The sequence below is a fragment of the Luteibacter aegosomaticola genome, from assembly GCF_023078475.1.
GTDB classification, from domain to species: domain Bacteria; phylum Pseudomonadota; class Gammaproteobacteria; order Xanthomonadales; family Rhodanobacteraceae; genus Luteibacter; species Luteibacter aegosomaticola.
The window spans coordinates 322,956-345,634 of sequence record NZ_CP095741.1 but is presented as its reverse complement, the minus strand read 5'-3'; the positions used below and the strand labels follow the sequence as shown (position 1 = coordinate 345,634).

Below are 22,679 nucleotides of genomic sequence, written 5' to 3'. Positions count from 1 at the left end.
TGTTCAACCTGACAAACCTCATGCGAATCAGCTGATTGGCGGCTCTGACCACATGGCACGGCGTTTGCCTTAATACCCATGCCCGGGGCGATGCCCCATCCAAGGAACCGATGCCATGAAACACGAACTGCTTGTGCTGCGTAGCCTGCTGGTCGCCTCGCTGCTGGTCTGCGGCCTGATCCTCGGCAACATGCTCACCTACCAGGGCAAGCCGGTACAGCTGGCCCACGACGCGAAGGTCGCCCCGGGTGCGGTGGGCATGGTGACGGCCCCGGCTTGCGCCCTGCCGCCGGATGGCATCGTTTGCCCGCTCACGGCCTCATAATGGGCGCATGCCCCACGTCATCCTGTTCCGACCCGAGATCCCGCCCAATACGGGCAACGTCATCCGCCTTTGCGCCAACACCGGCGCGAGCCTGCACCTCATCCGCCCCCTGGGCTTCGAGCTGGACGATACCCGGCTGAAGCGCGCGGGCCTGGACTACCACGAGTTCGCCAGCGTGGCCGTGCACGATAGCCTCGATGCCTGCCTTGCCGCCCTGGGCCAGCCACGTGTGTTCGCTTTCTCCACCCGGGGCAAGCACCTGCATACCGAGGTCACCTACGCCGAAGGTGATGCGTTGTTGTTCGGCTGCGAGACCGCCGGCCTGCCGGACGATGTGCTCGATGCCATCCCGGAGCCCCAGCGGATCCGCCTGCCCATGCGGCCGGGCAACCGCAGCCTCAACCTTTCCAACGCGGTGGCCGTGGCGGTATTCGAAGCCTGGCGGCAGGCCGGCTTCGACGGTGCGGGCTAGGCGCGACATCCTGGATACGTCGGCTAGATAGCCACGGGCTACAATCGTGGGATGACCCCCGACCGCTCCCCGGCCGACGCTGGCCCCAATCGCTTCCTGCCCCGCCCCCTGCGCGTCCTTGCCGGCCGCGCCATGGAGGCCGCGCTTAACCGTGCCGTCGATCTCGATCCGGACACCCGCGCCCGCCTCGATGTGCTCGATGGCCGTAGCGTGCAGGTGCACCTGAGCGGGCCGGAGCTGGCCCTGCGCATCACCGTGGAGAAGGGCCGCCTGCGCGTCGGGCCGCCGGAAGACGGTGGCAGCCTGCGCGTCACCGCCTCGCCGGGCAGCCTGCTGGCCATGGCCCTACGCCGCGATGACGATGGCGTAGCCCCGGGCAAGGTCGATATCGCCGGCGACGCCGAACTGGCCCGCCGCCTGGAACGGCTGGCCAGCCAGTACGCCCCGGATGTGGAAGAAGCCTTCGCGAAGACCTTCGGCGACACGCTCGGCGTGGCCCTGGCCAAGGCATTGCGCGAGGGCCTGGCCCATGCGCGCGAATCCGGTAAGCACCTGGTGGAAGACGGCGCCGACTGGCTCCGCGACGAAGGCCGCGTGGCCGTGGCCCCGGGTGAAGTGGAAGCCTTCCTCGATGGCGTGGATGCCCTGCGCGAACGCACTGAGCGGCTTGAGGCACGCCTCACCCGCCTTGAGCGTGCACGCAAGGGGACCGGCGCATGACGCCGCTTCGTCTCGCCCCGCGCCTGCTGCGCGTTGCCGCCATCCTGCTCAAGTACCAGCTCGATGAACTGGTCGATGGCGCGCATCTGTTCCGTCCTTTGAAGATGGTGCGCCTGTTCTTCCCGAAAGCACCGGCCGACGTTCGGAACCTCCCTCGCGGCGCGCGCCTGCGCCTGGCGATGACCGAGCTGGGCCCGATCTTCGTGAAAGCCGGCCAGGTACTGTCCACTCGCCGCGACCTTGTCCCGGCGGATGTCGCCGACGAGCTGGCCCTGCTCCAGGACCAGGTGCCACCGTTCCCCGGTGCCGAGGCCCGCGCGATCATCGAGCGCGAGCTGAAGGCGCCGGTGGCGACGCTGTTTGCCCAGTTCGACGAAACACCGCTCGCATCGGCATCCATCGCCCAGGTGCACGCCGCCACGATGCACGATGGCCGTGAGGTGGTGGTCAAGGTGTTGCGCCCCGGCATCGACAAGCGCATCGCACGCGACATCGACCTGCTGCACTCGCTCGGTGAACTCGCCCAGCGCTGGCACCCCAATGCCGACAAGATCCGCCCGCTCGAAGTGGTGGCGGAAGTGGAGAAGATGCTCGACAACGAGCTGGACCTGCAGCGCGAAGGCGCCAGCGCCAGCCTGCTCCGTCGCAACTTCGCCAGCGGTATCGATCTTTACGTGCCCGAGGTCATCTGGGATCTGAGCACCGAGCGCGCGCTCACGCTGGAGCGCGTGCGTGGCGTGAGTGCCGACGATATCGCCGCGATCGATGCGGCCGGCCTCGACCGCAAGCACCTCGCTGAAAAGGGCGTGCGTCTCTTCTACGAACAGGTGTTCCGCGACAACTTCTTCCACGCCGATGCGCACCCGGGCAACATCTGGGTGGACACCGCGCGGGTCGACGAGCCGCGTTTCATCGCGCTCGATTTCGGCATCATGGGTTCGTTGCCCGAAGCCGACCAGTACTGGCTGGCCGAGAACTTCATCGCGCTGTTCGAGCGCGACTATGCCCGCATCGCGCAGCTACACGTCGCGGCGGGGTGGATGCCGTCGACGATTCGCCTGGATGAACTGGAAGCCGCGGTGCGCACGGTGTGCGAGCCGTACTTCACCCGCCCGCTTTCGCAGATCTCCATCGCCGAACTGGTGGTGAAGCTGTTCCAGACCGCGCGCCGTTTCGAGCTGACCCTGCAGCCCCAGCTGATCCTGCTGCAAAAGACCCTGCTCAATATCGAAGGCGTCGGACGCATGCTCGATCCCGAGATCGATATCTGGGCTGTCGCCCATCCGGTGCTGCGGCGGATCCTGCGCGAGCGCTACAGCGTGCGCGCCACGCTGCGCGACGTGCGCCGTCGGCTGCCGGAGTGGATCCACACCGCGCCGCGCGTGCCTGAACTGGTGCGCGATGCGCTGCGCCAGGTGGCGAGCGGCGAACGCCGTGAGATCGCCGACCCTCGCGCGCTGGTACTGGCGCAGGACGAGGCTCGGCGCACGCGCCGGCTGCTGGCCTTCGGCATGCTTGGCTCGTCGCTGCTCATCTGCGCCGCGCTGGTCGGCACGCTGGCACCGCGGGGCATGTGGCCTGCGGCCGTGGCCGCTGTACTGGGTGTGGTCGCCTTCATCGCGGGCTGGCCGCGGCGCCATCCCTGAGTCTGCCGACCGTGCTTGAGATCCTTTACCAGGACGACGACATCGTCGCCGTCAACAAGCCCGCCAACCTGGCGGTGCATCGTTCCAAGTTCGTCGGGCCTGACGATGCGTTCCTGATCGACCTGCTCCGCGAGCAGGTCGAAGGCCGTCTGCATCTGGCGCACCGGCTGGACCGCGCGACGTCGGGTGTCTTGCTCGTGGCGCGCTCTTCCGAAGTCGCCAGCCAGCTCGGCGAACAGTTCATGGGCCGCACGGTGAGCAAGCGCTACCTCGCGGTGGTGCGTGGTTGGCCGGAGCCTGAAGAAGGCACGGTGGATTACCCGCTACCGGGCTCACGCGATACCGGGCCCCGTCGCGATGCGACGACCGACTACCGCCGCCTGGCTACTGTCGAAGTGGATATCCCGCTGGGCCGCTACGACAAGCAGCGCTACGCCTTGGTCGTGGCCGAACCGCGTACCGGGCGTTTCCGCCAGATCCGCAAGCACTTCGCGCATATCCATCACCCGATCGTCGGCGACAGCCAGCACGGCCGCGGCGACCACAACCGCCTGTTCAAGCAGCACTTCAGCTCCCACCGCTTGCTTCTGCATGCGCAGCGGCTGACGTTCACCCACCCGGTGACGGGCGCGCCCCTGGCGATCGAGGCGGGGCTCGATGCCACGTGGCTGGCCATCGCTGCGCGGTTTGGATGGGAAGAGGCGCTTTCCGCCGTAGAGCACACCTCCACCGGCTAGGCATCGCCGTTACGGATTGCGCCGCGTCATGACGTTTTGCCGCACGCTGCTAGAATTTGCGCCGTCATGCTTATCGTCACCCCCTCCATCGCCATCCCCGACTCCGAGTTGATCGAGCGCTTTACGCGTGCCGACGGCCCAGGCGGGCAGCACGTCAACCGCACGGAGAGTGCGGTGGAACTCCGATTCGACGTCGCCAACTCGCCGTCGCTGCCCGAGGCCGTGCGCGAGCGGCTGCTCGCCAAGAGCGACCGGCGGATGACGGATGCGGGCACCCTGGTCATCCAGGCCCGCCGCTTCCGTGACCAGGCCCGTAACCGCGACGATGCGCGCGAGCGGCTGGTTGAGATCATCCACGCCGCGACCCTCGTGGCGAAGAAGCGGGTGGCAACGAAGCCTACCCGCGCCTCGAAAGAGCGCCGCCTCGCCGGCAAGTCCCAGCGTAGCCAGACCAAGAAGACGCGCTCGCGTGACTGGAGCCGCGAATGAACGGCGTGCCTACCGATCTCGCGCCGAACATTCCGCGGCTACCCGACACCCGGTTCCGCCGGTTTTGCCGCTGGGCGATCAAACGCACCGGCTGGCACTTCGTCGGCACCATGCCGAACGAGAAGAAGCTTGTGGTCATCGGCGCACCGCACTCCTCGTATTGGGATGGCGTCTACGGCCTGCTGATCATGCAGGCTGTCCGTCTTGATCTGGGCGTGATGATCAAGCGTGAAGCCTTCGATGGCTTCTTCGGCCCCATCCTCCGCTGGATGCGCCTGATTCCGATCGATCGCAAGGCAGCCACCAATGTAGTCGAGCAAATGGTTGCCCGCTTCGCCGCGAGCGATAAGCTCTGGCTGGGCATTGCGCCCGAGGGCACGCGCAAGCCGGTGAAGCAGTGGAAGTCCGGCTTCCTGCGCATCGCGCGCGCGGCGAATGTGCCGATCCTCCCCGTCTTCATCGACTACCCGACAAAGTCCTTCACGCTCGGGCCGCTCGTGCACACCACGGACGACCCCGAAGCCGACATGGCGCGCATCCGCGCCATGTTCGTGGGTTATCACGGGAAGCATCGGGACGCGTGATCAACCTCGGCCGTACTTGACGCTGACGGCATAGTCCGAGGGTATGCCGTAAGGGTTAGTGACTACGAGCCTGTAGGTTCCTGCGGGGGCGACAGGCACGATCGTGGATATGCCTTCTTTCACCTTCTGCCAGACGCCGTTCTCGAAAACGAGAAGCGTCAAACGGCCCTTCGCCGCCGAGGCATTGATCGCGCCCTCGCAAGGGCTCTTCCACTCGGTGACGAGTCTGGCTTCGCCGATGGCCAGCTTCCCGGTGTAGCTGAGCCGATTCGTATACGCGCGGCAACGTGCCACTGCGGTGCTCGCGGTGACAATGCTCATGGTCAGGGCTAAGACTGTAATAAGCGCACGCATGCTCACTCCTTGGTTGATGGACAAGGAGAACGGTACGTACCTGATGGGCACGGTGCACCGTGATCGCGGATATCGAGGCGAAACCTGACACGCATTTCATCCTCGCCCGCTGAAGCCGCAAAGCGAGGCAATGAAAAGTCCTACAGGCCACGGAGTAAAAAGCCTACGTTCAACGATGACGATTCGGGCGAGGATCTACGGAGATGGAGGACTCTCGTATGCGATCTTCGTTCCCTTCGATGTATGCAAAATCGCCGCCGATTTATGGAAAGCTCTCGACAGCATCGCGCGCTCGCGTGGATCGACTGAATCCCAGGCAAGTTCGACCGAGCGAGCTCAAAGCTCTCGCGTCGGCACTACATCGCGACGGTGCGATCTCAGCGAGCCAGAAAATGGAGCTGGACATGATTCGCAAGCCATACGCCAGGTTAGATAGCGATGAGCCGTTCGATCTGGTGAAATCCATGGAATCGGCCGCTGCATTCACCGCAGGCTTTGAACGCTATGTACCGGGCTCTGGGTGTGCCGCGTACTACAAGACGATGGTGCAATTCGCGCAATGGCTGGAAAGCACCGCCACACTCCACCGCCGCGCGCCTGCCTTCAGCAAATGGGCATGACGTGGGTCACCGCTCTGAATGCCCCGACTCATCGTAATCCCGATGCGTCAGCAAACCCGGCTTGATGAGGTCGATAAACGCACGCGCCTCCGGGCTGAGGAACTTACCCTTCCGCATCACCACGCCGTAGCTCCGCTGCGGGAAGTACTGCCGCAGGTTCCGCACCACGAGGCGCTCGCGGTCCGCATCGGTGATGCAGATGCCAGTGACGATCGAAATGCCGAGGCCCATCGCGACGTATTGCTTGATCACGTCCCAGCCGCCGACTTCGATGGCGACCGTATAGGGAACTCGGCGCTGCTGGAACACCATGTCGACGAGGCGGAACGTGGTCAGGCGCTGTGGTGGAAGAATCAAGCCGTAGGGTGAAAGATCTTCGAGCCGGATGGTCTCGTGCGAAGCCAGCGGATGATCCGGTGGCATGATCAGCATCGGGTCGTAGTGGTAGACCGGTGCCCAGGCGATGTCGTTAGGCACGTCGAGCATGGAGCCAATGGCGATATCGGCTTCGTCCGCGCGCAACAACGCCATGCCGTCCTTCCCGGTGACGTTGGCGAGCTGGAGGTGCACGTCGGGGTAGCGCTCGCGGTAGGCCTTCACCAGATCGGGCAGCAGGTACTGGATGGTCGAGGCACCCGCGGCCACTGTCAGGCGACCGGATTGTTTGCCGCGTGTCTTCGCCAGGAATTCCCGATCGAGGTTTTCAAAGCCCTCGACGAGCGGCCGGGCCATTTCGTACAGGGCCTCGCCGGCATCCGTCAGGGTGATGCGCCGGCGGGTCCGTTCAACCAGAGGCATGCCTAGCTCCCGCTCGAGCGCTTGCAGCTGCAGGCTCACAGAGGGCTGAGACAGAAACAGGGCTTCCGCCGCCCGGCTGAGCGTGCCGAGGCGGGTGATGTAGACGAACGCCCGCAGCTGCTTGAGGCGGTTGCCCTTGTAGTAGAAGCGGCCCGACGGGTCGTCGGCCGAAGCCGCTACTCGGCCCCCCTTGGTGCGTGGCGAAGCTTTCTTCGGCGCATTCAGCTTGCGGACCACTGATTTTTCCTCAACAAAAACAGTTATCTAAATTCGGCATTAGCGTTATTAATGATATGAATTGAAACATATGCTTTGTCAACATGATGCTATCGGCCGTAGCGTGAACTCCAGACCCGTAGCTGGAGGCAGCACCCATGGCCGTTCCCAAGAGCGTCATCAATCCCCTCGCTGGCGTCAGCCTGCACGGGGCCGACGAAGCATTCGCTGACGTCCTTACCCCGGCCGCGTTGGCTTTCGTAGCCGACCTGCACCGCCGCTTCGATAGCCGCCGTCTCGCCCTGCTGGCAGAGCGCACTGCCCGGCAGCTGCGCTACGACGCCGGCGAGCTCCCGGATTTCCGTACGGACACCCAGGCGATTCGCGACGGCGAATGGAAGGTCGGCGACATCCCCGCCGTGTTGCAGGACCGCCGCGTGGAAATCACCGGCCCCGTGGAACGCAAGATGATCATCAACGCGCTGAACTCGGGTGCGAAGGTGTTCATGGCCGACTTCGAGGATTCGAGCGCCCCGACCTGGACGAACCAGGTGGAAGGTCAGCGCAACCTGCGCGATGCCGTCGAAGGGACCATCGAGTTCACCAACGCCGAAGGCAAGCGCTACAGCGTGGGAGAGAACCCGGCCGTGCTCGTGGTGCGCCCGCGTGGCTGGCACCTTCCCGAACGCCATGTCGAAGTGGATGGCGATGTCCTCAGTGGCTCGCTGCTGGACTTCGGCTTGTTCGCCTTCCACAACGCTGCCGCGCTCTTCGCACAGGATCGCGGCCCGTACTTCTACCTGCCCAAGCTGCAGTCGATGGAAGAAGCCGCGCTGTGGGACGACGTCATGGCGCATGCCGAGGAGGCGCTCGCTCTTCCGCGTGGTTGCATGAAGGCAACGGTGCTGATCGAGACCCTTCCGGCCGTGTTCCAGATGGACGAGATCCTGCACGCGTTACGCACGCGCGTTGTCGGCCTCAACTGCGGCCGCTGGGACTACATCTTTTCGTACCTGAAAACGTTCCGCGCACATGCCGACCGGCTCCTTCCCGAACGCGGCCAGGTGGTGATGACCGTGCCGTTCCTGAAGGCGTACTCAGAGCTGCTCATCAAGACCTGCCACCGCCGCGGTGCCTTCGCCATGGGTGGCATGGCAGCGCAGATCCCGATTCGCGGCGATGACGAAGCGAACGACGCCGCGATGGCCAAGGTGCGCGCCGACAAGCTCCGCGAAGTCACGGCAGGGCACGACGGCACGTGGGTAGCCCACCCCGCGCTGGTCCCCGTCGCCATGGCGATCTTCGACGAACACATGCCGACACCGAACCAGCTGCACGTGACCCGCGATGACTTGATCGCGAAACGCGATGCACTGATCGCGCCGGCGAACGGCACGGTGACCCGTGGCGGCTTCGACAACAACGTGGAGGTGTGCCTGCGCTACACCGCCGCGTGGCTGGAAGGCCAGGGCTGCGTGCCGATCCACCACCTGATGGAAGACGCCGCCACCGCCGAAATCGCACGCGCCCAGCTTTGGCAATGGCTCCATCACGGCCCCGTGGAGTTCAGCGACCACGCGCCGATCACGATGCCGCTGTTCGACCAGGCACTCACTGCGCACGCCCACCGACTGCGCGGGTCGTCGCTCCCCGGCGCCACGCGCGCCGACGAGGCCGCCGCGCTGATCCGTGCCCTGACCCACGCGAATGAACTGCGCGACTTCCTCACCCTACCCGCCTACGAACAGCTGGCCTGAATCCGATTCCCAAGGAGTACGACGATGAAGACGCACACCGCCGAACAGATCACGCTCGACTGGAAGAACAACGATCGCTGGAACAGCGTCGAACGTCCCTATAGCGCGGACGATGTGGTCCGCCTGCGCGGCACGGTCCAGGTGGAATACACGCTCGCCCGCCGTGGCGCCGAGCGCCTGTGGCGTTCGATCCATGAGCGCCCCTACGTGAATGCGCTCGGTGCGCTGACAGGCAACCAGGCCATGCAGCAGGTGAAGGCTGGGCTCCAGGCGATTTATCTCTCGGGCTGGCAGGTCGCTGCCGATGCGAACACCGCCGGCACCATGTATCCCGACCAGTCGCTCTACCCCGTCGATTCCGTACCGAACGTGGTCCGCAAGATCAACAAGACGCTGCTGCGCGCCGACCAGATCCACCATGCCGAGGGCAAGGACGGTCTGGATTGGCTGGTACCGATCGTCGCCGATGCGGAAGCTGGCTTTGGCGGCGTGCTGAATGCCTACGAGCTGATGATGCACATGATCGAATCGGGCGCAGCCGGCGTGCATTTCGAAGACCAGCTAGCCAGCGCGAAGAAGTGCGGCCACATGGGTGGCAAGGTGTTGGTCCCGACACAGGAAGCCGTGCAGAAGCTCGTCGCGGCGCGACTCGCCGCCGATGTCGCCGGCGTGCCTACACTGATCGTGGCGCGCACCGACGCCATGGGTGCTGGCCTCGTCACGTCGGATATCGACGACAACGACAAGCCATTCCTTACCGGCAAGCGCACCGTGGAAGGCTTCTATGAAACCGAACAGGGCATCGACCAGGCGATCAGCCGTGGGCTGGCGTATGCACCGTATGCCGACCTGATCTGGTGCGAGACCTCGACGCCGAGCATGGATGAAGCACGCCGCTTCGCCGAGGCGATCCATGCGAAGTTCCCGGGCAAGAAGCTCGCGTACAACTGTTCGCCCAGCTTTAACTGGAAGAAGAACCTCGACGAGAAGACCATCGCGAGTTTCCAGGATGAACTGGGCAAGCTGGGCTACGCCTTCCAGTTCATTACCCTGGCCGGCTTCCACGCGCTGAACTACTCGATGTTCCAGCTGGCCCGCGGCTACCGCGACCACCAGATGGAAGCCTACGTGGCCTTGCAGGAAGCCGAGTTCGCCGCGGAGAAGGATGGCTACACCGCGGCGAAGCACCAGCGCGAAGTGGGAACCGGCTACTTCGACCGGGTGAACCAGGTGATCTCGGGTTCGCTGAGTTCGCTGTCGGCTCTCTCCGGTTCCACCGAAGAAAGCCAGTTCCACCCCGCCTCGGCGGCTTGATCGTAGCGGGCGGTCAGGGCGCCGGAGGGACTAGCGCCAGGACCGTCCAGCCCGCCTTCGGCTCAAGCGGATGCTGCCCCGTGGCGATACGGAGTTCGCCACGGGCTTCCACACCAAACAGAGGTACGACCTCACTGCCGTATTGCTCAGTGAAGCGGGACCAGTCGAACGCTTCGCTCAAGCGCGTCGTCTTGATACGCCACCCGGCCTGTAATAGTTCGTCGAAGCGCGCATGCGTCATGTCTTCAGCGAATAGGGCCGGCGCCAGCAAGCTACCCGCCAACGAGACGCGGCCATGGCTTTCTTCCGGGGAGAGGTTGCGCAGGCGGAAGACCTTTTCGCGACCGAATTCTTCGCGGTAATGCACGCTCACCAACGAGTTGAGCTCGCGATGTGTCGACATCGCCATGAGGTGGCCGATGCCCGCGAGATCGAGGCTCCGGTCCGCCGCCTGCGAAGCGGGGTTACCAAAGAAGGTCGCAAGGCCTTCCATGCGCGCGGTGCGGATGCCGTGCCAGTCATCATCGGCCACGACGACACGCAGCCCGTCGATCGCATGCAACGCCCGCGCGATCTCCAGTGCAACGCCATTCGCGCCATACACCAGGACACCGCGGGGCTCCGGCTCCGCTACGCGCAACCAGCGCGCGAGCGGCCGGGCGGTTGCGCCCTGGAAGACGACGGTGCCGATAATCATGAGGAAGACCAGCGGCACGAGCCTATCGGCGCCGACCATGCCGGTGCCTTCGAGGCGTATGGCAAACAGCGCCGATACCGAGGCCGCCACGATGCCGCGCGGTGCGACCCACGCGACCAGTGCGCGCTCCCGCCACGTCAGCCCACTGCCGATGCTGGAGATCCAGACCGTGAGCGGACGAATCACGAGCTGCGCAACAGCAAAGATCAACAGACCGGCTAGCAGCGTGCCATCAGGCAGCGGCCAGTTCAGGCGCGCGGCGAGCAGGATGAACAGCGTGGAGACAAGCAGCGTGGTCAGGTGCTCCTTGAAGTCCATGATGTCGTCGATATGCACATCGCGCATGTTGCCCAGCGCGATACCCATGATCGTCACTGCGAGCAGACCCGATTCGTGGGCGATCGTGTTGGATACGCTGAAGGCCAGCAACACCGCAGCGAGCGTGCCGAAGTTCTGCAGGTATTCGGGTATCCAGTGACGGCGCAGCAGGTTGCCGTGGACGAACGCGGCGACGGCGCCTACGGCGGCACCACACGCCACGGTGCCGAGGAACACCTGCAACGAATGCCCTTCGCGGTGCGAAGCAATCGCCTCATAGACGAGCACCGCAAACAGCGCGCCGATCGGATCGATGACGATGCCTTCCCAGCGCAGCACGTTGGCGATACGGGCGTTGGGCCGCACGGTACGCAACATGGGCGCGATCACCGTAGGCCCCGTGACGCAGGTCAGCGCACCAAACAGAAAGGACAGCGCCCACCCCAGGCCACCGATGTAGTGCGCGGCCGTCGCCAGCAAACCGAGCGCGATAACCGCCCCATACGTGACGAGGCCACGCACGGCATGTCCGATCCCCTTCAATTCGTGGAAGCGGAGCGTGAGGCTGCCTTCGAACAGGATGACGGCCACCGCCAGCGAGACCACGGGAAACAGAAGCTCCCCCATGACCTTGTCCGGCTGGAGCAAGCCGGTGACCGGGCCGGCCACGATGCCCGCAAGCAGCAGGAAGAGGATGGCCGGTAAGCGCACGCGCCACGCCAGCCACTGGCAGGCGAACCCGATGCCAAGCATCAAGGCCAGGAGCAGTCCAAGTTCGATATGCATGCAGACCCTTGAATACGCGCAAAAAAATCGGCCTTCACCAAGATGGTGGGCCGATGAATTAGAAGCTTATAGAAGGGGATGTGAAGCTAAAGGCCGGCCCCGGTGCTGGCGCGGGGGGAGGGAGGGGTATCCAGCACCGGAGCAAGGCAGGCAGCCATTAGCGAACCGCCTAGTACAGAATTCTCCTCCTCCCCTACCCCATTTGTCAACCAGTCAGTACATGAAATAAGTATTAACTCTGACGGGGGATGTCGGCATGGGCTGTTGCCAGTCGGCGCCGCATGCATAGCATGGGTAGTCCGCCCATCAACCGGAACGGACGCATGCCGGAAATCTCTCAGGAAGTCGTCACGCTGCTCCAGTACCTCTTACCGGGGTTCGCGATGGCGGCTGTGTACTACGGACTGACATCTCACCCACGGCCGTCACAGTTCGAGCGCGTCGTGCAGGCACTGCTGTTCACCGTCGTTGTTCAGGCGCTGGTCGACGGCATCGGGTTGATCATCGTGCGATGCGCACCTGGCGCCGCCGCGATCTGGACGACTGAAGCAGATCTTGTCGCCAAGCTGATCGTGGCTTCACTCGCCGGTATCGCGGTCAGCGCACTATCCAACAGCGATGCGGTACACACGAAACTTCGCAAGCTCGGTATCACGCATCGTTCCGCATATCCTGGCGAATGGCACACCGTATTTGCCCTGCGCCGACGCCTCGTTATCCTTTACCTAAAGGATGGATCGTGCGTTGCTGGCTGGCCGGCAAAATGGCCGCCAGACGCGCAAACTGGGCACCTTTACCTCACACATTGCGCGTGGCTGGTGCGGCGCGCACCGATCTACGGGGGTGAAGTTGAGGGCATTCTCATAAGTACGACCGACATCGTGCATGTCGAATTCATCAATGGAGAAAACGCATGACGTTATTCAACACCGATCCCCCCGAGGAGCCCACTCGACGCCTGACACGTATGCACAACTTTAATCCACCACCGACGTTCCCTCTTCCGGCGTGGCTGCAGGAACTTCGCGATCAACGTGCGCAAACCAAAGGCCCCATGAATCCGGTCCCCGAAATGCTCCCCAAAGCGTGAGGCGATGGCGGCAGCGGCTACCTCGGCTCAATCCAACGCCGAACCCGCCGTCGCCCGCACCGGAATACCTACAGGGTCGCAGCCTTCCAGGCAGTAGACGTTAACGCCGTAGTGGTTCGGCGTGATCCGCTTCCTGTGGAAGGTGTAGATCCCGCAGACCTTGCAGAAGAAGTGTCGGGCGGTGCCCGTGTGGAACCGGTACTCGGTGAGCATCGCCTCACCCGCGAGCAGCCGGAAGCGGCTCTCATGCACCTTGACCATCAGCGCATTCTTCTTGCGGCAGATCGAGCAATCGCAGGTGGTCAACTCGGGGAAATCCGTTTCGATTTCGAAGCGGATCTCGCCGCAGTGGCAGGTGCCCACGTACGTCTTCATGAAACGCATCGTCATTGACTGAGCCCCGTGACCGATCACGCCGGTGACCGCGCCGGCGGATCATAGCAATCGGAAACAACCGGCATCAGTAGCTAATCGGCAGATACGCGTGTCGCCCGGATACGCGCGGCGCCGGGTGCCCTACCCGATCAGAACCGCCGGTAGTGCATCGCCTCGGCGAGATGTACCTGCTCGACGCAGCCGGTGCCACCTTCGATATCGGCGATGGTGCGTGCCACGCGCAGGATGCGGTGGTAGGCACGGGCCGATGCGCCCAACTTGTCGAGCGCGCTCTCCAGCCATTCGCGCTCTGCGGGCGGCAGCGCACAGTCACGCTCAAGGTTCACGACACTGAGATCCGAGTTTGGCTGGCCTGCCCGGAGCAGCGCCTTTTCGCGCGCGGCGATGACGCGCTTGCGCACCGTGGCGCTGTCGTCATCGTGCGGGCCGCGCGGCGTGGAAAGCTCAGCGATCGGTACACGCGGTACTTCGACGCAAAGATCGATGCGATCGAGCAGCGGCCCGGAGATCTTCGCTTTGTACCGCGCGACCTGGTCGGGCGTGCAACGGCATTCGTGCTGCGGGTCGCCCTGGAAGCCACACGGGCACGGGTTCATCGCAGCGACCAGCTGGAATTCCGCCGGGAAGGTCGACTGGCGGGCCGCACGCGAAATGACGATCTGCCCCGATTCGAGCGGCTCGCGCAGCACTTCCAGCACGTGGCGGCTGAACTCGGGCAGCTCGTCGAGGAAGAGCACGCCATTATGGGCGAGCGAGATTTCACCGGGGCGCGGTGAAGAGCCCCCGCCGACCAGCGCCGGGCCGGAGGCGGTGTGGTGCGGCGCCCGGAACGGACGGCGGCGCCAGCCTGCGGGATCGATCGTTTCGCCGGCCAGCGAACGGATGGCGCAGCTTTCCAGCGCCTCGGATTCCGTCATGCCGGGAAGGATGCCCGGCAGCCGCTCGGCGAGCATGGTCTTGCCCGTGCCAGGTGGCCCGATAAGAAGAAGGTGGTGACCGCCAGCGGCAGCGATTTCCAGCGCGCGGCGGGCCTGGTGCTGGCCGCGCACATCGCGCATGTCCGGGCCACCGGGTGGCACGTCATCAAAGTCGGGCGAGACGGCAGCCGTGAGTTCGCCATGGCCGCGCAACCAGGCGCAGACCTCGGCCAGACTGTCGGCAAGCAGCACATCGCCCTCGCCGATCAGCGCCGCTTCGGCGGCGTTGGCGCGGGGGACAACGATGCGCCGGCCGCAACGGCGGGCGCGGATGAGGGCGGGCAGGATGCCCGGCACCGGGCGCAACTCGCCCGAGAGCGCCAGCTCACCCAGGAATTCACAATCGTCCAGGCGTTCGCGAGGCACCTGCGAGCCGGCGGCCAGGATGCCAAGGGCGATCGCCAGATCGAACCGGCCGCCGTCTTTCGGCAGCTCGGCAGGGGCAAGGTTCACCGTGACCCGGCGGCTGGGGTATTCGAAAGCGGTGTTCTGGATGGCGACGCGGACACGGTCGCGTGCCTCGCGGACGGCTGCCTCGGGCAGGCCCACGATGGAAGTAGACGGCAGGCCGCCGGAGAGATGCACTTCGACGACCACCTGGGGCGCCGCGACACCTTCCTGCGCGCGCGATAGCGTGACGGCGAGACTCATGACACCACGAATCGTAACCGCTTACCGATCTGGAGCGGCGAAAGGTGATGATCCAGCTTGGACTGGGCTCGCATAACGCACTCCTTTGCGCGGGTTCGGGGTAAATAACCGCCCCCGACCGCTCTCGGGGTGAGGGTGACGGATCGGGGGCGGTCCCGGGACCTTGCGGCCGTCCTTGTTTACTGGCCGCCAGGCGTGGCGCCGGCCTCTAGGCTGGCGACGCGCCTTTCCATGATTTCGAGCCTTTCGCGTGTCCTCGCGAGTACCTGGCTCTGAACGTCGAATTCCTCTCTAGTTACGAGGTCGAGGCGGCGTAGTCCTTGCGCCAGAATATCTTTGATGTTGGCGTGCAGATCCTCACGCGCTTGCGCCAACCCTGGCGGAACCAACGATGCCAACCGCTGAGCGAGTTGGTCGATACCCTGCACATCCATTCTGCTAACCCCGACGTCGTGGAAGAAATTCTAGGTGAAAGATTTGTAGGCGCTATCAGGCTTCGCCCCTACGTAGTGTAGGGTTTTTCCTACAAACGCCCCAACGAGGTCGGGGCGAGGGCCTATGGCACAATGGTCGTCCGCGTGCCGCAGCCGGTGCGCCCCAAGGAGTTGGTACATGAAACTGGTGGTCGCCATCATCAAGCCGTTCAAGCTGGACGACGTCCGCGAAGCCCTCGCCGATGTAGGCGTCCAGGGCGTGACGGTGACGGAAGTGAAGGGCTTCGGCCGCCAGAAGGGCCACACGGAGCTCTACCGTGGCGCCGAGTATGTCGTTGATTTTCTTCCGAAGATCAAGCTTGAAGTGGCCGTGGCCGAGGACCAGCTGGAGCGCGTGGTCGAGGCGATCCAGCAGGCGGCCCGTACGGGCAAGATCGGCGACGGCAAGATTTTCGTCAGCCCGCTGGAGCAGGTGGTACGGATCCGTACCGGTGAACTGGACAACGACGCCCTCTGAGGAGGGCGCCCTGTCAGGCGGCCTGGCCGAGCGCCTGGCGCTTGAAGCGGCGGTGATGGACCAGGATGCCGGCGTAGTACGCCAGGTAGTAACCGAGGGTTAGGCCTACAACCGCCGTGGTCAGGGGGCTGTCGCCCAGACCCGGGCCGTGGGCCGGTGCCGTGCCGGCATGCATCGCCGAGCCCAGGATGATGAACCGGTAGGCCATGCGCCCGACCAACAGGGCGGTAAGGCCCGCGCCCAGCCAGGGGTTGGGCGTATAGCTGTCGGCGTTACCCGCGCCAATCTCGAAGCGGGTGAGCTTCAGCCCCAGCATGGCCAGGGCGGCACCCACGATCAGGCCGGCCAACGCACCCTCCGCCAGCGCGATGCTCGCGAAACCCACTGTCAGGAGCAGGCAGGCCACAAGGGCCAGGATGCCGGTGCGAATCGCCATCTTCCGCGTATGAATGACCTGCCGGCCGAAGTTGCGGCGGATTCGGCGGTAGACGACCCAGACCATCAGGCCGCCCATGGCGACGGGAACGAGGGCGGGGGTGGCTTGAGCGGCGGCCTGGACAAGCATGGTGGGAGTCTCGCGTTTGTCGGTGTGGAGTTACCTTACCGGCGCGCCCGCGCCTGACCTATGGGCAGTCGTTACCTGACGGGGGTGACGAGTGTCAGGCGCCACCCCCATTTCATCAGGCCTTGGCCTTGCCCTGGTTGGCTACCGCGGCCATCTTCGCCGCGATTTCGTCGGCGTCGCCGAGGTAGTAGCTCTTGGTCGGCTTCAGGTTCTCGTCGAACTCGTAGACCAGCGGGATACCGTTCGGAATGTTGAGCTCGGCGATGTCGTCATCCGAGATGTTGTCGAAGTACTTCACCAGCGCGCGCATGGAGTTGCCGTGGGCGGCCATGAGCACGTTGTTGCCGGCCTTGATCGCCGGGGCCAGCACGTCGTGCCAGTACGGCAGCACGCGGGCCACGGTGTCCTTCAGGCACTCGGTGAGCGGCACTTCGGCGATGCCGTCGTAGCGCTTATCGCCGGCAAAGGACATCTCGCCCGGCTTGAGCGCCGGGGGCGGGGTGTCGTAGCTGCGACGCCAGATCTTGACCTGGTCATCGCCGTACTTGGCGGCGGTCTCCGCCTTGTTCAGGCCGGTGAGCGCGCCGTAGTGGCGCTCGTTGAGGCGCCAGTCGGTGACCACCGGGATCCACATCAGGTCCATTTCGTCCTGGACGTGCCACAGGGTGCGCACGGCGCGCTTCAGGTACGAGGTGTGGGCCACGTTGAAGGAGAAACCGGCTTCCTTGAGCAGGCGGCCGGCCTCGCGGGCCTCGGCCACGCCCTGTTCGCTCAGGTCGACATCGGCCCAGCCACTGAAGCGGTTCTCGAGGTTCCAGGCCGACTGGCCGTGGCGGATCATCACAAGCTTGTACATGGCGTCCAACGATGCGAGGGGAAAATCCGATGGTGGAACGCCGGCCCGGAGGCGTCAACTCCGGGGCCACCCCTGCCGCAAGTCACGCTAAACCTTGCGACGCGCAGGCGCATCCTAGAGGTCCAGTCCACCCGTGGAGCAAAACACCATGCGTCTTACCCTGATGGCAGCCCTGATCGCCGTTTCCCTCTCCGCCACGGCCTTCGCGTCGTCTGACGACATCAGCAAGGTCAATGGCACGGCCAGCGTCGATGCGGGCGCCCATGCTGGCGACGTCAGCACGGTAAACGGCTCGGTCCGCATCGGCGACAAGGCGGTGATCGACAAGGCCAGCAGCGTGAATGGCTCGGTCGACCTGGGCGATGGCGCCACCGCCAAGACCGTGCACACCGTGAACGGCAGCCTCACCTTCGGCGAACACGCCGTGGTGGAGGGCGAGGTCTCCAACGTCAATGGCCGCGTCAAGCTCGAGAACGGCGCGAACATCAAGGGCCACCTGGCGAACGTCAACGGCGACATCTCGCTCGACCACGCCCACGTCGGCGACGGCATCGAGACGGTGAACGCCAACCTCACCGTCGGCGACAGCTCGAAGGTCGAAGGCGGCATCGTGGTGAAGAAGCCGAACATGGGCTGGCACACCAGCGACAGCCGCCCGCCGACCATCATCATCGGCCCGCACGCCGTGGTCACCGGCACCATGACCTTCGAGCGCGAAGTAAAGCTCTACGTCAGCGATACCGCCACGGTCGGCAAGATCGAAGGCGCCACCCCGCAGAAGTTCAGCGGCGCGGCCCCGTAAGACGTGAGCCGAAGCGGTGTAGCGATTACACCCAATCCCGGGGCTTAAGGTACTCAGCAAGCCGAGCCTCGGCGCTCTCGGGCGCCGGGGTGTAGCCATATTCAAAGCGCACGCGCGGCGGCAGGCTCATCAAAATCGATTCGGTGCGCCCACCCGACTGCAGGCCGAACAGCGTGCCGCGGTCGTAGACCAGGTTGAACTCCACGTACCGCCCGCGGCGGTACAACTGGAACTCGGTCTCGCGCTCACCATAAGGCGTGTCCTTGCGCCTCTCCACGATCGGCAGGAACGCATCGAGGAAGCCCTGGCCCACGTCACGGGTGAAGTCCATGCAGCGGTCGAAGCCCCCTTCGTTCATGTCGTCGTAGAACAGGCCACCGACGCCACGCGTCTCACCGCGATGCTTCAGGAAGAAGTACTCGTCGCACCACTTTTTATAGCGGTCGTAGACATCGTCGCCATAAGGCGCGCAGACGTCCCTGGCCACGGTGTGCCAGTGCCGTACGTCCTCGTCGAACGGGTAATAGGGCGTGAGATCGAAGCCGCCGCCAAACCACCACACCGGCTCGGCGCCTTCCTTCGACGCTTCGAAGTAGCGCACGTTGGCGTGCGTTGTGGGTACGTACGGATTGCGCGGGTGGATCACCAGCGACACGCCGGTGGCGATGAAGCTGCCACCCACGAGGTCGGGCCGGTGCGCCGTGGCGCTCGGCGGCAATGGGGAGCCCGATACGCGTGAGAAGTTCACGCCCGCCTGCTCGAACACGGCACCGTCGCGCAGCACGCGCGTACGGCCGCCACCACCCGCCGCGCGGGTCCACGCGTCTTCTTCAAAGCGTGCCTTGCCATCCGCCTGCTCCAGGGCGGAGCAGATACGGTCCTGTAGCCCGCGCAGGAACGATTCAGCGATATCGGCTTGTTCGGACATGATGGCGCGTGGCCTCTTGGGGAATGGGCGCAAGCTTAGCAAGGGCGCCTGCCGGGCCCGCTGCGGCACGCGGCCGCGTACCACTGACGCTCAGGAAAGCCGCGCGACGACGCGCTGGTTGCCGGTAAGCCGGGCCCAGCGAAAGCCCATGTCGATCCACATGAGGTAGCCCGCCTCCAGCGCCATCCGCCGCACGTAGCGGTAGCCGCCCGGGAATGCGGGCTCCGCGGCTACGGGCGTCGCTTCGAACGCCAGGCGCCGCGCGAGATAGAGGCAGCGGGCCAGGTGGTAACGGCTGGTGACCAGGGCAACGGCGGGGACTCCGCCCTCGCGACGAAGGATGTCGCGGGCATGACGCAGGTTCTCCAGCGAATCCACCGATTCCTGCTCAAGCATGAGCGGTACGGCGGTTGGCCAGCCGTTGCCATGCAACCAGCGGCGGCCCGCTTCTGCTTCGCTGAGGGAGCCACCATCGCTGCGGCCGCCCAGGAGCAGCACCTTGGGCGTGAGCCCTTCGAGCGCGTTATCGCGAGCACGGTCCAGCCGGCTGATGAAATCCGACTCGAGCTGGCCACCGACGAGCTTCCGGCCGAAGACCAGTAGCGTGCAGGGCGCCTTCGTGCGTACCGGGCTACCCGTCGCGATCCGCCACACCCGGATGAAATGGGCGACGTACAGCAAGCCAAGGCTCCCCACGAAGGCCAGCAACGTGATGCCTGCGGCCACGAGGATGTCGCCATCGCCCAGGTAACGCCACGGCCCGCGGCGCATCGTTTTGGGTACCCCGTTCACGGCATGTAGCTTCCTTGGGTTCATTCACGCGGCGCTGGATCGCAAAAAAGTATAGGCTCCCCGGCATGCCTCATCCAATGTCACCCCTCGCTATCACCGCGTTCACCGCCACATCGGCGCTGGGCCGCGGCCTCGAAGCCCACGCCAAGGCCATCGCTGAATCCACCGGCGGCCTCGCTCCCAACGATATTTCCACCACGCCCCTGCCCTGCTGGATCGGCCGCGTTGCCGGTGTCGAGGCGGAGCCCTTGCCGCGTGAGTACGCCCAGTGGGAGTGCCGGAATAACCGCCTGGCCTGGCTCGCGTTGCGCCAGGATGGCTTCGTGGACGCGGTGCGCGCGGCCCGCGAGCGGTACGGCGCCTCTCGCGTTGCCGTGTTGCTCGGCACCTCCACCGCCAGCATCGGCGCGACCGAGGAAGGCTATCGCCGCCTTGAACAAGGCGCGATGCCTGCCGACCTGCACCGGCCCGCGATCCATACACCGCATTCGCTGGCGGGCTTTGTCGCCAGCGTCTTCGATCTCGAGGGCCCCTGCCTCACCGTGGCCACCGCGTGCTCCTCGAGCGCCAAAGTGTTCGCCAACGCCGAGCGGATGATCCGCCTGGGGCTGATCGATGCGGCCATCGTCGGCGGCGTCGATACGCTGTGCGATAGCGTGCTGTTCGGCTTCAACTCGCTGGAACTCGTATCCAGCGAACCCTGCCGCCCCTTCGATGCCGACCGCAACGGCATCTCGCTGGGCGAGGCCGGTGGCTTCGCCCTGCTGGAGCGCGCTACGGATGGTGTCGTGGCACCGCTGCTGATCGGCTACGGCGAAGCGAGCGACGCCCATCACATGTCCACGCCGCATCCTGAAGGCCTTGGTGCGGAATTGGCGCTGCGTGATGCACTGGCGCGTGCCGGCATCGAAACGGGCGATGTGGACTACATCAACCTGCACGGCACCGCGAGCCAGAAGAACGACGAAGTGGAAGCCGCCCTGGTTGCACGCAGCTTCCCGGCACGTACCCGAGCCAGCTCCACCAAGGGCTTCACGGGCCACACGCTGGGCGCCGCAGGCATCCTCGAGGCCGTGCTCACCCTGCTCGCCATGCGCGATGGCGTGGTGCCCGCGAACCTCGGTGCCAGCACACCTGACCCGCTGTGCGGGCCGCAGATGGCGTGGCAGGCCGAGAAAGCCTCCATGCGTATCGCATTGAGCAATTCGTTTGGCTTCGGCGGCAACAACGCCTGCCTTGCCTTCGCCGCCGCGGGAGCACTCTCATGAGCGCCGCGTTGACGGTTTGGGTGAAGGGCATCGGCTTGTGGGCACCGGGCACGCCGACGTGGCACGCCTTCCGCGAAGTCGTGACAGGCGAAGGCGCACCGGGCGCGACCGAGCGCCCCGTCGCCGACGTGCTGCCGCCCAACGAGCGCCGCCGCGCGCCCGAGAGCGTGTTGCTTGCGGCCGCCGCCGCGGGCCAGGCCGTGGCGATGAGCGGGCTCGGGGCGGAGACGTTGCCCTGCGTCTTCGCTTCCGCCCATGGCGATCAGGTGATCACCGATTACATGTGCGAGACGCTGGCCACCGCACCGGCGGAGCTGTCGCCGACCAAGTTCCACAATTCGGTACACAACGCGCCTGCAGGCTACTGGACCATTGCCACCCACTGCCATGCCGCCTCCAGCGCCGTCACCGGTGGCGAAGAGAGCTTCGGCGCCGGCCTGCTTGAAGCCGCGACGCTCGCCATTGCCGACGACCGCGACGTGCTGCTCGCCAGCTACGACATCGCCGGCACCGGCCCGCTGGGCAGCATGACCAGCACGACCGGTCCGTTTGCATCGGCACTCGTGCTGTCGCCGCGGGCCGATGGCGCGGCGATCCGCCTGGACATCACGCCGGAACCTGGCAACAGCGGGCGCGAGGCCAGTGGTGATGATTGGCTGGACGGCATCACCGCGAGCAACCCGTCGGCGTACGCCGTACCCCTGTTCAAGGCACTCGCCGCAGCCCGCCCGGCCGTGCTGCGCGTAGCCGCGGCGCGCGGGCTCGACCTTGATATCAATGTCGACGCCGTCCCATGAACGCCGCCGGCAACCGTTACTGCGTGCTGATCCCCTGCCTCAACGAGGCACGGGCGATCCAAGGCGTGGTCAGTGACGCGTTGCTGTTGGGCATGCCGGTGATCGTGGTCGATGACGGCTCGGACGACCAGACGACGTCCATCGTCTCCACGATGGACGTCACCCTGCTGCGCCATCCAGCGCGCCGGGGCAAGGGCGAGGCGCTGCGCACGGGCTTTCGCGAGGCCATACGCCACGGTTTCGATGGCGTGCTCACCATGGATGGCGACGGCCAGCACCACGCAGCGGATATCCCCGCCATGCTGGAAGCCAGCCGGCTGCACCCGGGCGCCATCGTGATTGGCGCCCGCCTGCTCGCCAAAGAACAGCAGCCCCCGGGGCGACGCCGTGCCAATGCCGTCGCCGACTGGGGCATTTCGTGGGCTTGTGGCAGGCCGATCGCCGATACGCAGAGCGGGCAGCGCTTCTATCCGCGCTCCGCGCTCGATCTGGTGGACCTGCCTGCGGAACACTTCGTTTTCGAAGCGGCGGTACTGATCACGGCATGCCGTGAACGTGGCATCCCCGTCGTTTCGGTGCCGATCGCGTCGCGCTACGAAGGCGCTTTCCGCATCAGCCACTTCAATCCGGTGCGGGATGTCACCCGCATCACGACATATACCATCGGCCGTGTGTTCCACTATGGGCACATAGTCGATAGTTACCGGCGCTCGCGCGCCACGCCAACGATTATTGGCAACAACACAACAACACATTGATAAGTAGCAAAGGGG

The 22,679-nt window shown here is 65.2% G+C and carries 26 protein-coding genes; 16 read left to right on the top strand and 10 right to left on the bottom strand.

Annotated features, from left to right (window positions below):
- Positions 1 to 115 precede the first annotated feature (115 nt).
- The 7 genes from L2Y96_RS01610 (at position 116) to L2Y96_RS01580 (ending at position 4,973) form a co-directional block, all read left to right on the top strand.
- The gene (locus tag L2Y96_RS01610; RefSeq protein ID WP_247331385.1) at positions 116 to 325 is read left to right on the top strand and encodes a hypothetical protein; all 210 of its coding nucleotides are present in this window, start codon (positions 116 to 118) and stop codon (positions 323 to 325) included.
- Between the two features lie 7 nt (positions 326 to 332).
- A complete protein-coding gene (locus tag L2Y96_RS01605; RefSeq protein ID WP_247331384.1) occupies positions 333 to 797 on the top strand; it encodes a tRNA (cytidine(34)-2'-O)-methyltransferase in 465 nt (154 codons plus the stop codon).
- A gap of 51 nt (positions 798 to 848) precedes the next feature.
- A complete protein-coding gene (locus tag L2Y96_RS01600; protein WP_247331382.1) occupies positions 849 to 1,517 on the top strand; it encodes a ubiquinone biosynthesis accessory factor UbiJ in 669 nt (222 codons plus the stop codon).
- The gene (gene ubiB, locus L2Y96_RS01595; RefSeq protein WP_247331380.1) at positions 1,514 to 3,163 is read left to right on the top strand and encodes a ubiquinone biosynthesis regulatory protein kinase UbiB; all 1,650 of its coding nucleotides are present in this window, start codon (positions 1,514 to 1,516) and stop codon (positions 3,161 to 3,163) included. Before L2Y96_RS01600 ends, ubiB begins: the two co-directional genes overlap by 4 nt.
- 11 nt (positions 3,164 to 3,174) lie before the next feature.
- Positions 3,175 to 3,900 (top strand): pseudouridine synthase, encoded by a 726-nt coding sequence (locus L2Y96_RS01590; RefSeq protein WP_247331379.1) that lies wholly within the window; start codon positions 3,175 to 3,177, stop codon positions 3,898 to 3,900.
- Positions 3,901 to 3,966: 66 nt separating this feature from the next.
- Positions 3,967 to 4,389: an alternative ribosome rescue aminoacyl-tRNA hydrolase ArfB gene (gene arfB, locus L2Y96_RS01585; protein WP_425492507.1), complete on the top strand. Its 423-nt coding sequence runs from the start codon at positions 3,967 to 3,969 to the stop codon at positions 4,387 to 4,389.
- Positions 4,386 to 4,973 (top strand): 1-acyl-sn-glycerol-3-phosphate acyltransferase, encoded by a 588-nt coding sequence (locus L2Y96_RS01580; RefSeq protein WP_247331376.1) that lies wholly within the window; start codon positions 4,386 to 4,388, stop codon positions 4,971 to 4,973. The genes arfB and L2Y96_RS01580 overlap by 4 nt, the downstream gene beginning before the upstream one ends.
- On the opposite strand, the gene L2Y96_RS01575 is transcribed toward L2Y96_RS01580, so the two are convergent.
- A complete protein-coding gene (locus L2Y96_RS01575) occupies positions 4,974 to 5,327 on the bottom strand; it encodes a hypothetical protein (protein ID WP_247331374.1) in 354 nt (117 codons plus the stop codon). It lies immediately after the preceding gene.
- Between the two features lie 404 nt (positions 5,328 to 5,731).
- Between L2Y96_RS01575 and L2Y96_RS01570 the strand changes: the two genes are divergently transcribed.
- On the top strand, positions 5,732 to 5,947 hold the full coding sequence (locus tag L2Y96_RS01570; RefSeq protein WP_247331372.1) for a hypothetical protein: 216 nt from the start codon (positions 5,732 to 5,734) through the stop codon (positions 5,945 to 5,947).
- A 6-nt stretch (positions 5,948 to 5,953) separates the two neighbouring features.
- Here the strand turns inward: L2Y96_RS01570 and L2Y96_RS01565 are convergent, their stop codons facing one another.
- Complete coding sequence (locus L2Y96_RS01565; RefSeq protein WP_425492506.1) at positions 5,954 to 6,982, bottom strand: LysR family transcriptional regulator; 1,029 nt, start codon at positions 6,980 to 6,982, stop codon at positions 5,954 to 5,956.
- A gap of 137 nt (positions 6,983 to 7,119) precedes the next feature.
- Here L2Y96_RS01565 and aceB point away from each other — a divergent pair, with 137 nt between their 5' ends.
- Both aceB and aceA read left to right on the top strand, forming a co-directional pair.
- Positions 7,120 to 8,718, top strand: a complete 1,599-nt coding sequence (gene aceB, locus L2Y96_RS01560) for a malate synthase A (protein ID WP_247331370.1) — start codon at positions 7,120 to 7,122, stop codon at positions 8,716 to 8,718.
- 24 nt (positions 8,719 to 8,742) lie between these two features.
- A complete protein-coding gene (aceA, locus tag L2Y96_RS01555; RefSeq protein WP_247331368.1) occupies positions 8,743 to 10,032 on the top strand; it encodes an isocitrate lyase in 1,290 nt (429 codons plus the stop codon).
- Between the two features lie 13 nt (positions 10,033 to 10,045).
- On the opposite strand, the gene L2Y96_RS01550 is transcribed toward aceA, so the two are convergent.
- Positions 10,046 to 11,833 (bottom strand): cation:proton antiporter, encoded by a 1,788-nt coding sequence (locus tag L2Y96_RS01550; RefSeq protein ID WP_247331366.1) that lies wholly within the window; start codon positions 11,831 to 11,833, stop codon positions 10,046 to 10,048.
- Positions 11,834 to 12,156: 323 nt separating this feature from the next.
- Between L2Y96_RS01550 and L2Y96_RS01545 the strand changes: the two genes are divergently transcribed.
- On the top strand, positions 12,157 to 12,750 hold the full coding sequence (locus L2Y96_RS01545; protein ID WP_247331364.1) for a DUF6338 family protein: 594 nt from the start codon (positions 12,157 to 12,159) through the stop codon (positions 12,748 to 12,750).
- 200 nt (positions 12,751 to 12,950) lie between these two features.
- On the opposite strand, the gene L2Y96_RS01540 is transcribed toward L2Y96_RS01545, so the two are convergent.
- The 3 genes from L2Y96_RS01540 to L2Y96_RS01530 form a co-directional block, all read right to left on the bottom strand.
- Positions 12,951 to 13,298 carry a GFA family protein gene (locus L2Y96_RS01540; RefSeq protein ID WP_247331362.1) on the bottom strand — a complete coding sequence of 116 codons (348 nt, stop codon included), beginning with the start codon at positions 13,296 to 13,298 and terminating at the stop codon, positions 12,951 to 12,953.
- Between the two features lie 149 nt (positions 13,299 to 13,447).
- Positions 13,448 to 14,947: a YifB family Mg chelatase-like AAA ATPase gene (locus tag L2Y96_RS01535; RefSeq protein ID WP_247331360.1), complete on the bottom strand. Its 1,500-nt coding sequence runs from the start codon at positions 14,945 to 14,947 to the stop codon at positions 13,448 to 13,450.
- A 179-nt stretch (positions 14,948 to 15,126) separates the two neighbouring features.
- Complete coding sequence (locus tag L2Y96_RS01530) at positions 15,127 to 15,381, bottom strand: accessory factor UbiK family protein (protein ID WP_247331359.1); 255 nt, start codon at positions 15,379 to 15,381, stop codon at positions 15,127 to 15,129.
- 178 nt (positions 15,382 to 15,559) lie between these two features.
- Here L2Y96_RS01530 and glnK point away from each other — a divergent pair, with 178 nt between their 5' ends.
- Entirely contained in the window at positions 15,560 to 15,898 is a 339-nt protein-coding gene (glnK, locus tag L2Y96_RS01525; protein WP_247331357.1) for a P-II family nitrogen regulator, read from the top strand.
- Positions 15,899 to 15,911: 13 nt separating this feature from the next.
- Here the strand turns inward: glnK and L2Y96_RS01520 are convergent, their stop codons facing one another.
- Entirely contained in the window at positions 15,912 to 16,463 is a 552-nt protein-coding gene (locus L2Y96_RS01520; protein ID WP_247331355.1) for a CcdC protein domain-containing protein, read from the bottom strand.
- Positions 16,464 to 16,578: 115 nt separating this feature from the next.
- On the bottom strand, positions 16,579 to 17,319 hold the full coding sequence (gpmA, locus tag L2Y96_RS01515) for a 2,3-diphosphoglycerate-dependent phosphoglycerate mutase (protein ID WP_247331353.1): 741 nt from the start codon (positions 17,317 to 17,319) through the stop codon (positions 16,579 to 16,581).
- A gap of 148 nt (positions 17,320 to 17,467) precedes the next feature.
- Here gpmA and L2Y96_RS01510 point away from each other — a divergent pair, with 148 nt between their 5' ends.
- Complete coding sequence (locus L2Y96_RS01510; RefSeq protein WP_247331351.1) at positions 17,468 to 18,121, top strand: DUF4097 family beta strand repeat-containing protein; 654 nt, start codon at positions 17,468 to 17,470, stop codon at positions 18,119 to 18,121.
- A 25-nt stretch (positions 18,122 to 18,146) separates the two neighbouring features.
- Here L2Y96_RS01510 and hemF read toward each other — a convergent pair whose 3' ends face one another.
- Positions 18,147 to 19,049 carry an oxygen-dependent coproporphyrinogen oxidase gene (gene hemF, locus L2Y96_RS01505; protein ID WP_247331349.1) on the bottom strand — a complete coding sequence of 301 codons (903 nt, stop codon included), beginning with the start codon at positions 19,047 to 19,049 and terminating at the stop codon, positions 18,147 to 18,149.
- A gap of 90 nt (positions 19,050 to 19,139) precedes the next feature.
- Positions 19,140 to 19,841, bottom strand: a complete 702-nt coding sequence (locus L2Y96_RS01500; protein WP_247331348.1) for a YdcF family protein — start codon at positions 19,839 to 19,841, stop codon at positions 19,140 to 19,142.
- 77 nt (positions 19,842 to 19,918) lie between these two features.
- Here L2Y96_RS01500 and L2Y96_RS01495 point away from each other — a divergent pair, with 77 nt between their 5' ends.
- Genes L2Y96_RS01495 through L2Y96_RS01485 form a run of 3 tightly spaced genes read left to right on the top strand, consistent with a single transcriptional unit; the run spans position 19,919 to position 22,664 of the window.
- Positions 19,919 to 21,109, top strand: coding sequence for a beta-ketoacyl-[acyl-carrier-protein] synthase family protein (locus L2Y96_RS01495; RefSeq protein ID WP_247331346.1), 1,191 nt, complete (start codon positions 19,919 to 19,921; stop codon positions 21,107 to 21,109).
- Positions 21,106 to 21,906: a beta-ketoacyl synthase chain length factor gene (locus L2Y96_RS01490; RefSeq protein ID WP_247331344.1), complete on the top strand. Its 801-nt coding sequence runs from the start codon at positions 21,106 to 21,108 to the stop codon at positions 21,904 to 21,906. Before L2Y96_RS01495 ends, L2Y96_RS01490 begins: the two co-directional genes overlap by 4 nt.
- On the top strand, positions 21,903 to 22,664 hold the full coding sequence (locus L2Y96_RS01485; RefSeq protein ID WP_247331342.1) for a glycosyltransferase family 2 protein: 762 nt from the start codon (positions 21,903 to 21,905) through the stop codon (positions 22,662 to 22,664). Before L2Y96_RS01490 ends, L2Y96_RS01485 begins: the two co-directional genes overlap by 4 nt.
- Positions 22,665 to 22,679: the final 15 nt, after the last annotated feature.

Coding starts and splice junctions, on each gene's coding strand:
- L2Y96_RS01610 (WP_247331385.1), top strand. CDS start 116: ATGAAACACGAACTGCTTGTGCTGCGTAGCCTGCTGGTCGCCTCGCTG.
- L2Y96_RS01605 (WP_247331384.1), top strand. CDS start 333: ATGCCCCACGTCATCCTGTTCCGACCCGAGATCCCGCCCAATACGGGC.
- L2Y96_RS01600 (WP_247331382.1), top strand. CDS start 849: ATGACCCCCGACCGCTCCCCGGCCGACGCTGGCCCCAATCGCTTCCTG.
- ubiB (WP_247331380.1), top strand. CDS start 1,514: ATGACGCCGCTTCGTCTCGCCCCGCGCCTGCTGCGCGTTGCCGCCATC.
- arfB (WP_425492507.1), top strand. CDS start 3,967: ATGCTTATCGTCACCCCCTCCATCGCCATCCCCGACTCCGAGTTGATC.
- L2Y96_RS01580 (WP_247331376.1), top strand. CDS start 4,386: ATGAACGGCGTGCCTACCGATCTCGCGCCGAACATTCCGCGGCTACCC.
- L2Y96_RS01575 (WP_247331374.1), bottom strand. CDS start 5,327: ATGCGTGCGCTTATTACAGTCTTAGCCCTGACCATGAGCATTGTCACC.
- L2Y96_RS01570 (WP_247331372.1), top strand. CDS start 5,732: ATGATTCGCAAGCCATACGCCAGGTTAGATAGCGATGAGCCGTTCGAT.
- aceB (WP_247331370.1), top strand. CDS start 7,120: ATGGCCGTTCCCAAGAGCGTCATCAATCCCCTCGCTGGCGTCAGCCTG.
- aceA (WP_247331368.1), top strand. CDS start 8,743: ATGAAGACGCACACCGCCGAACAGATCACGCTCGACTGGAAGAACAAC.
- L2Y96_RS01550 (WP_247331366.1), bottom strand. CDS start 11,833: ATGCATATCGAACTTGGACTGCTCCTGGCCTTGATGCTTGGCATCGGG.
- L2Y96_RS01545 (WP_247331364.1), top strand. CDS start 12,157: ATGCCGGAAATCTCTCAGGAAGTCGTCACGCTGCTCCAGTACCTCTTA.
- L2Y96_RS01540 (WP_247331362.1), bottom strand. CDS start 13,298: ATGAAGACGTACGTGGGCACCTGCCACTGCGGCGAGATCCGCTTCGAA.
- L2Y96_RS01535 (WP_247331360.1), bottom strand. CDS start 14,947: ATGAGTCTCGCCGTCACGCTATCGCGCGCGCAGGAAGGTGTCGCGGCG.
- L2Y96_RS01530 (WP_247331359.1), bottom strand. CDS start 15,381: ATGGATGTGCAGGGTATCGACCAACTCGCTCAGCGGTTGGCATCGTTG.
- glnK (WP_247331357.1), top strand. CDS start 15,560: ATGAAACTGGTGGTCGCCATCATCAAGCCGTTCAAGCTGGACGACGTC.
- L2Y96_RS01520 (WP_247331355.1), bottom strand. CDS start 16,463: ATGCTTGTCCAGGCCGCCGCTCAAGCCACCCCCGCCCTCGTTCCCGTC.
- gpmA (WP_247331353.1), bottom strand. CDS start 17,319: ATGTACAAGCTTGTGATGATCCGCCACGGCCAGTCGGCCTGGAACCTC.
- L2Y96_RS01510 (WP_247331351.1), top strand. CDS start 17,468: ATGCGTCTTACCCTGATGGCAGCCCTGATCGCCGTTTCCCTCTCCGCC.
- hemF (WP_247331349.1), bottom strand. CDS start 19,049: ATGTCCGAACAAGCCGATATCGCTGAATCGTTCCTGCGCGGGCTACAG.
- L2Y96_RS01495 (WP_247331346.1), top strand. CDS start 19,919: ATGTCACCCCTCGCTATCACCGCGTTCACCGCCACATCGGCGCTGGGC.
- L2Y96_RS01490 (WP_247331344.1), top strand. CDS start 21,106: ATGAGCGCCGCGTTGACGGTTTGGGTGAAGGGCATCGGCTTGTGGGCA.
- L2Y96_RS01485 (WP_247331342.1), top strand. CDS start 21,903: ATGAACGCCGCCGGCAACCGTTACTGCGTGCTGATCCCCTGCCTCAAC.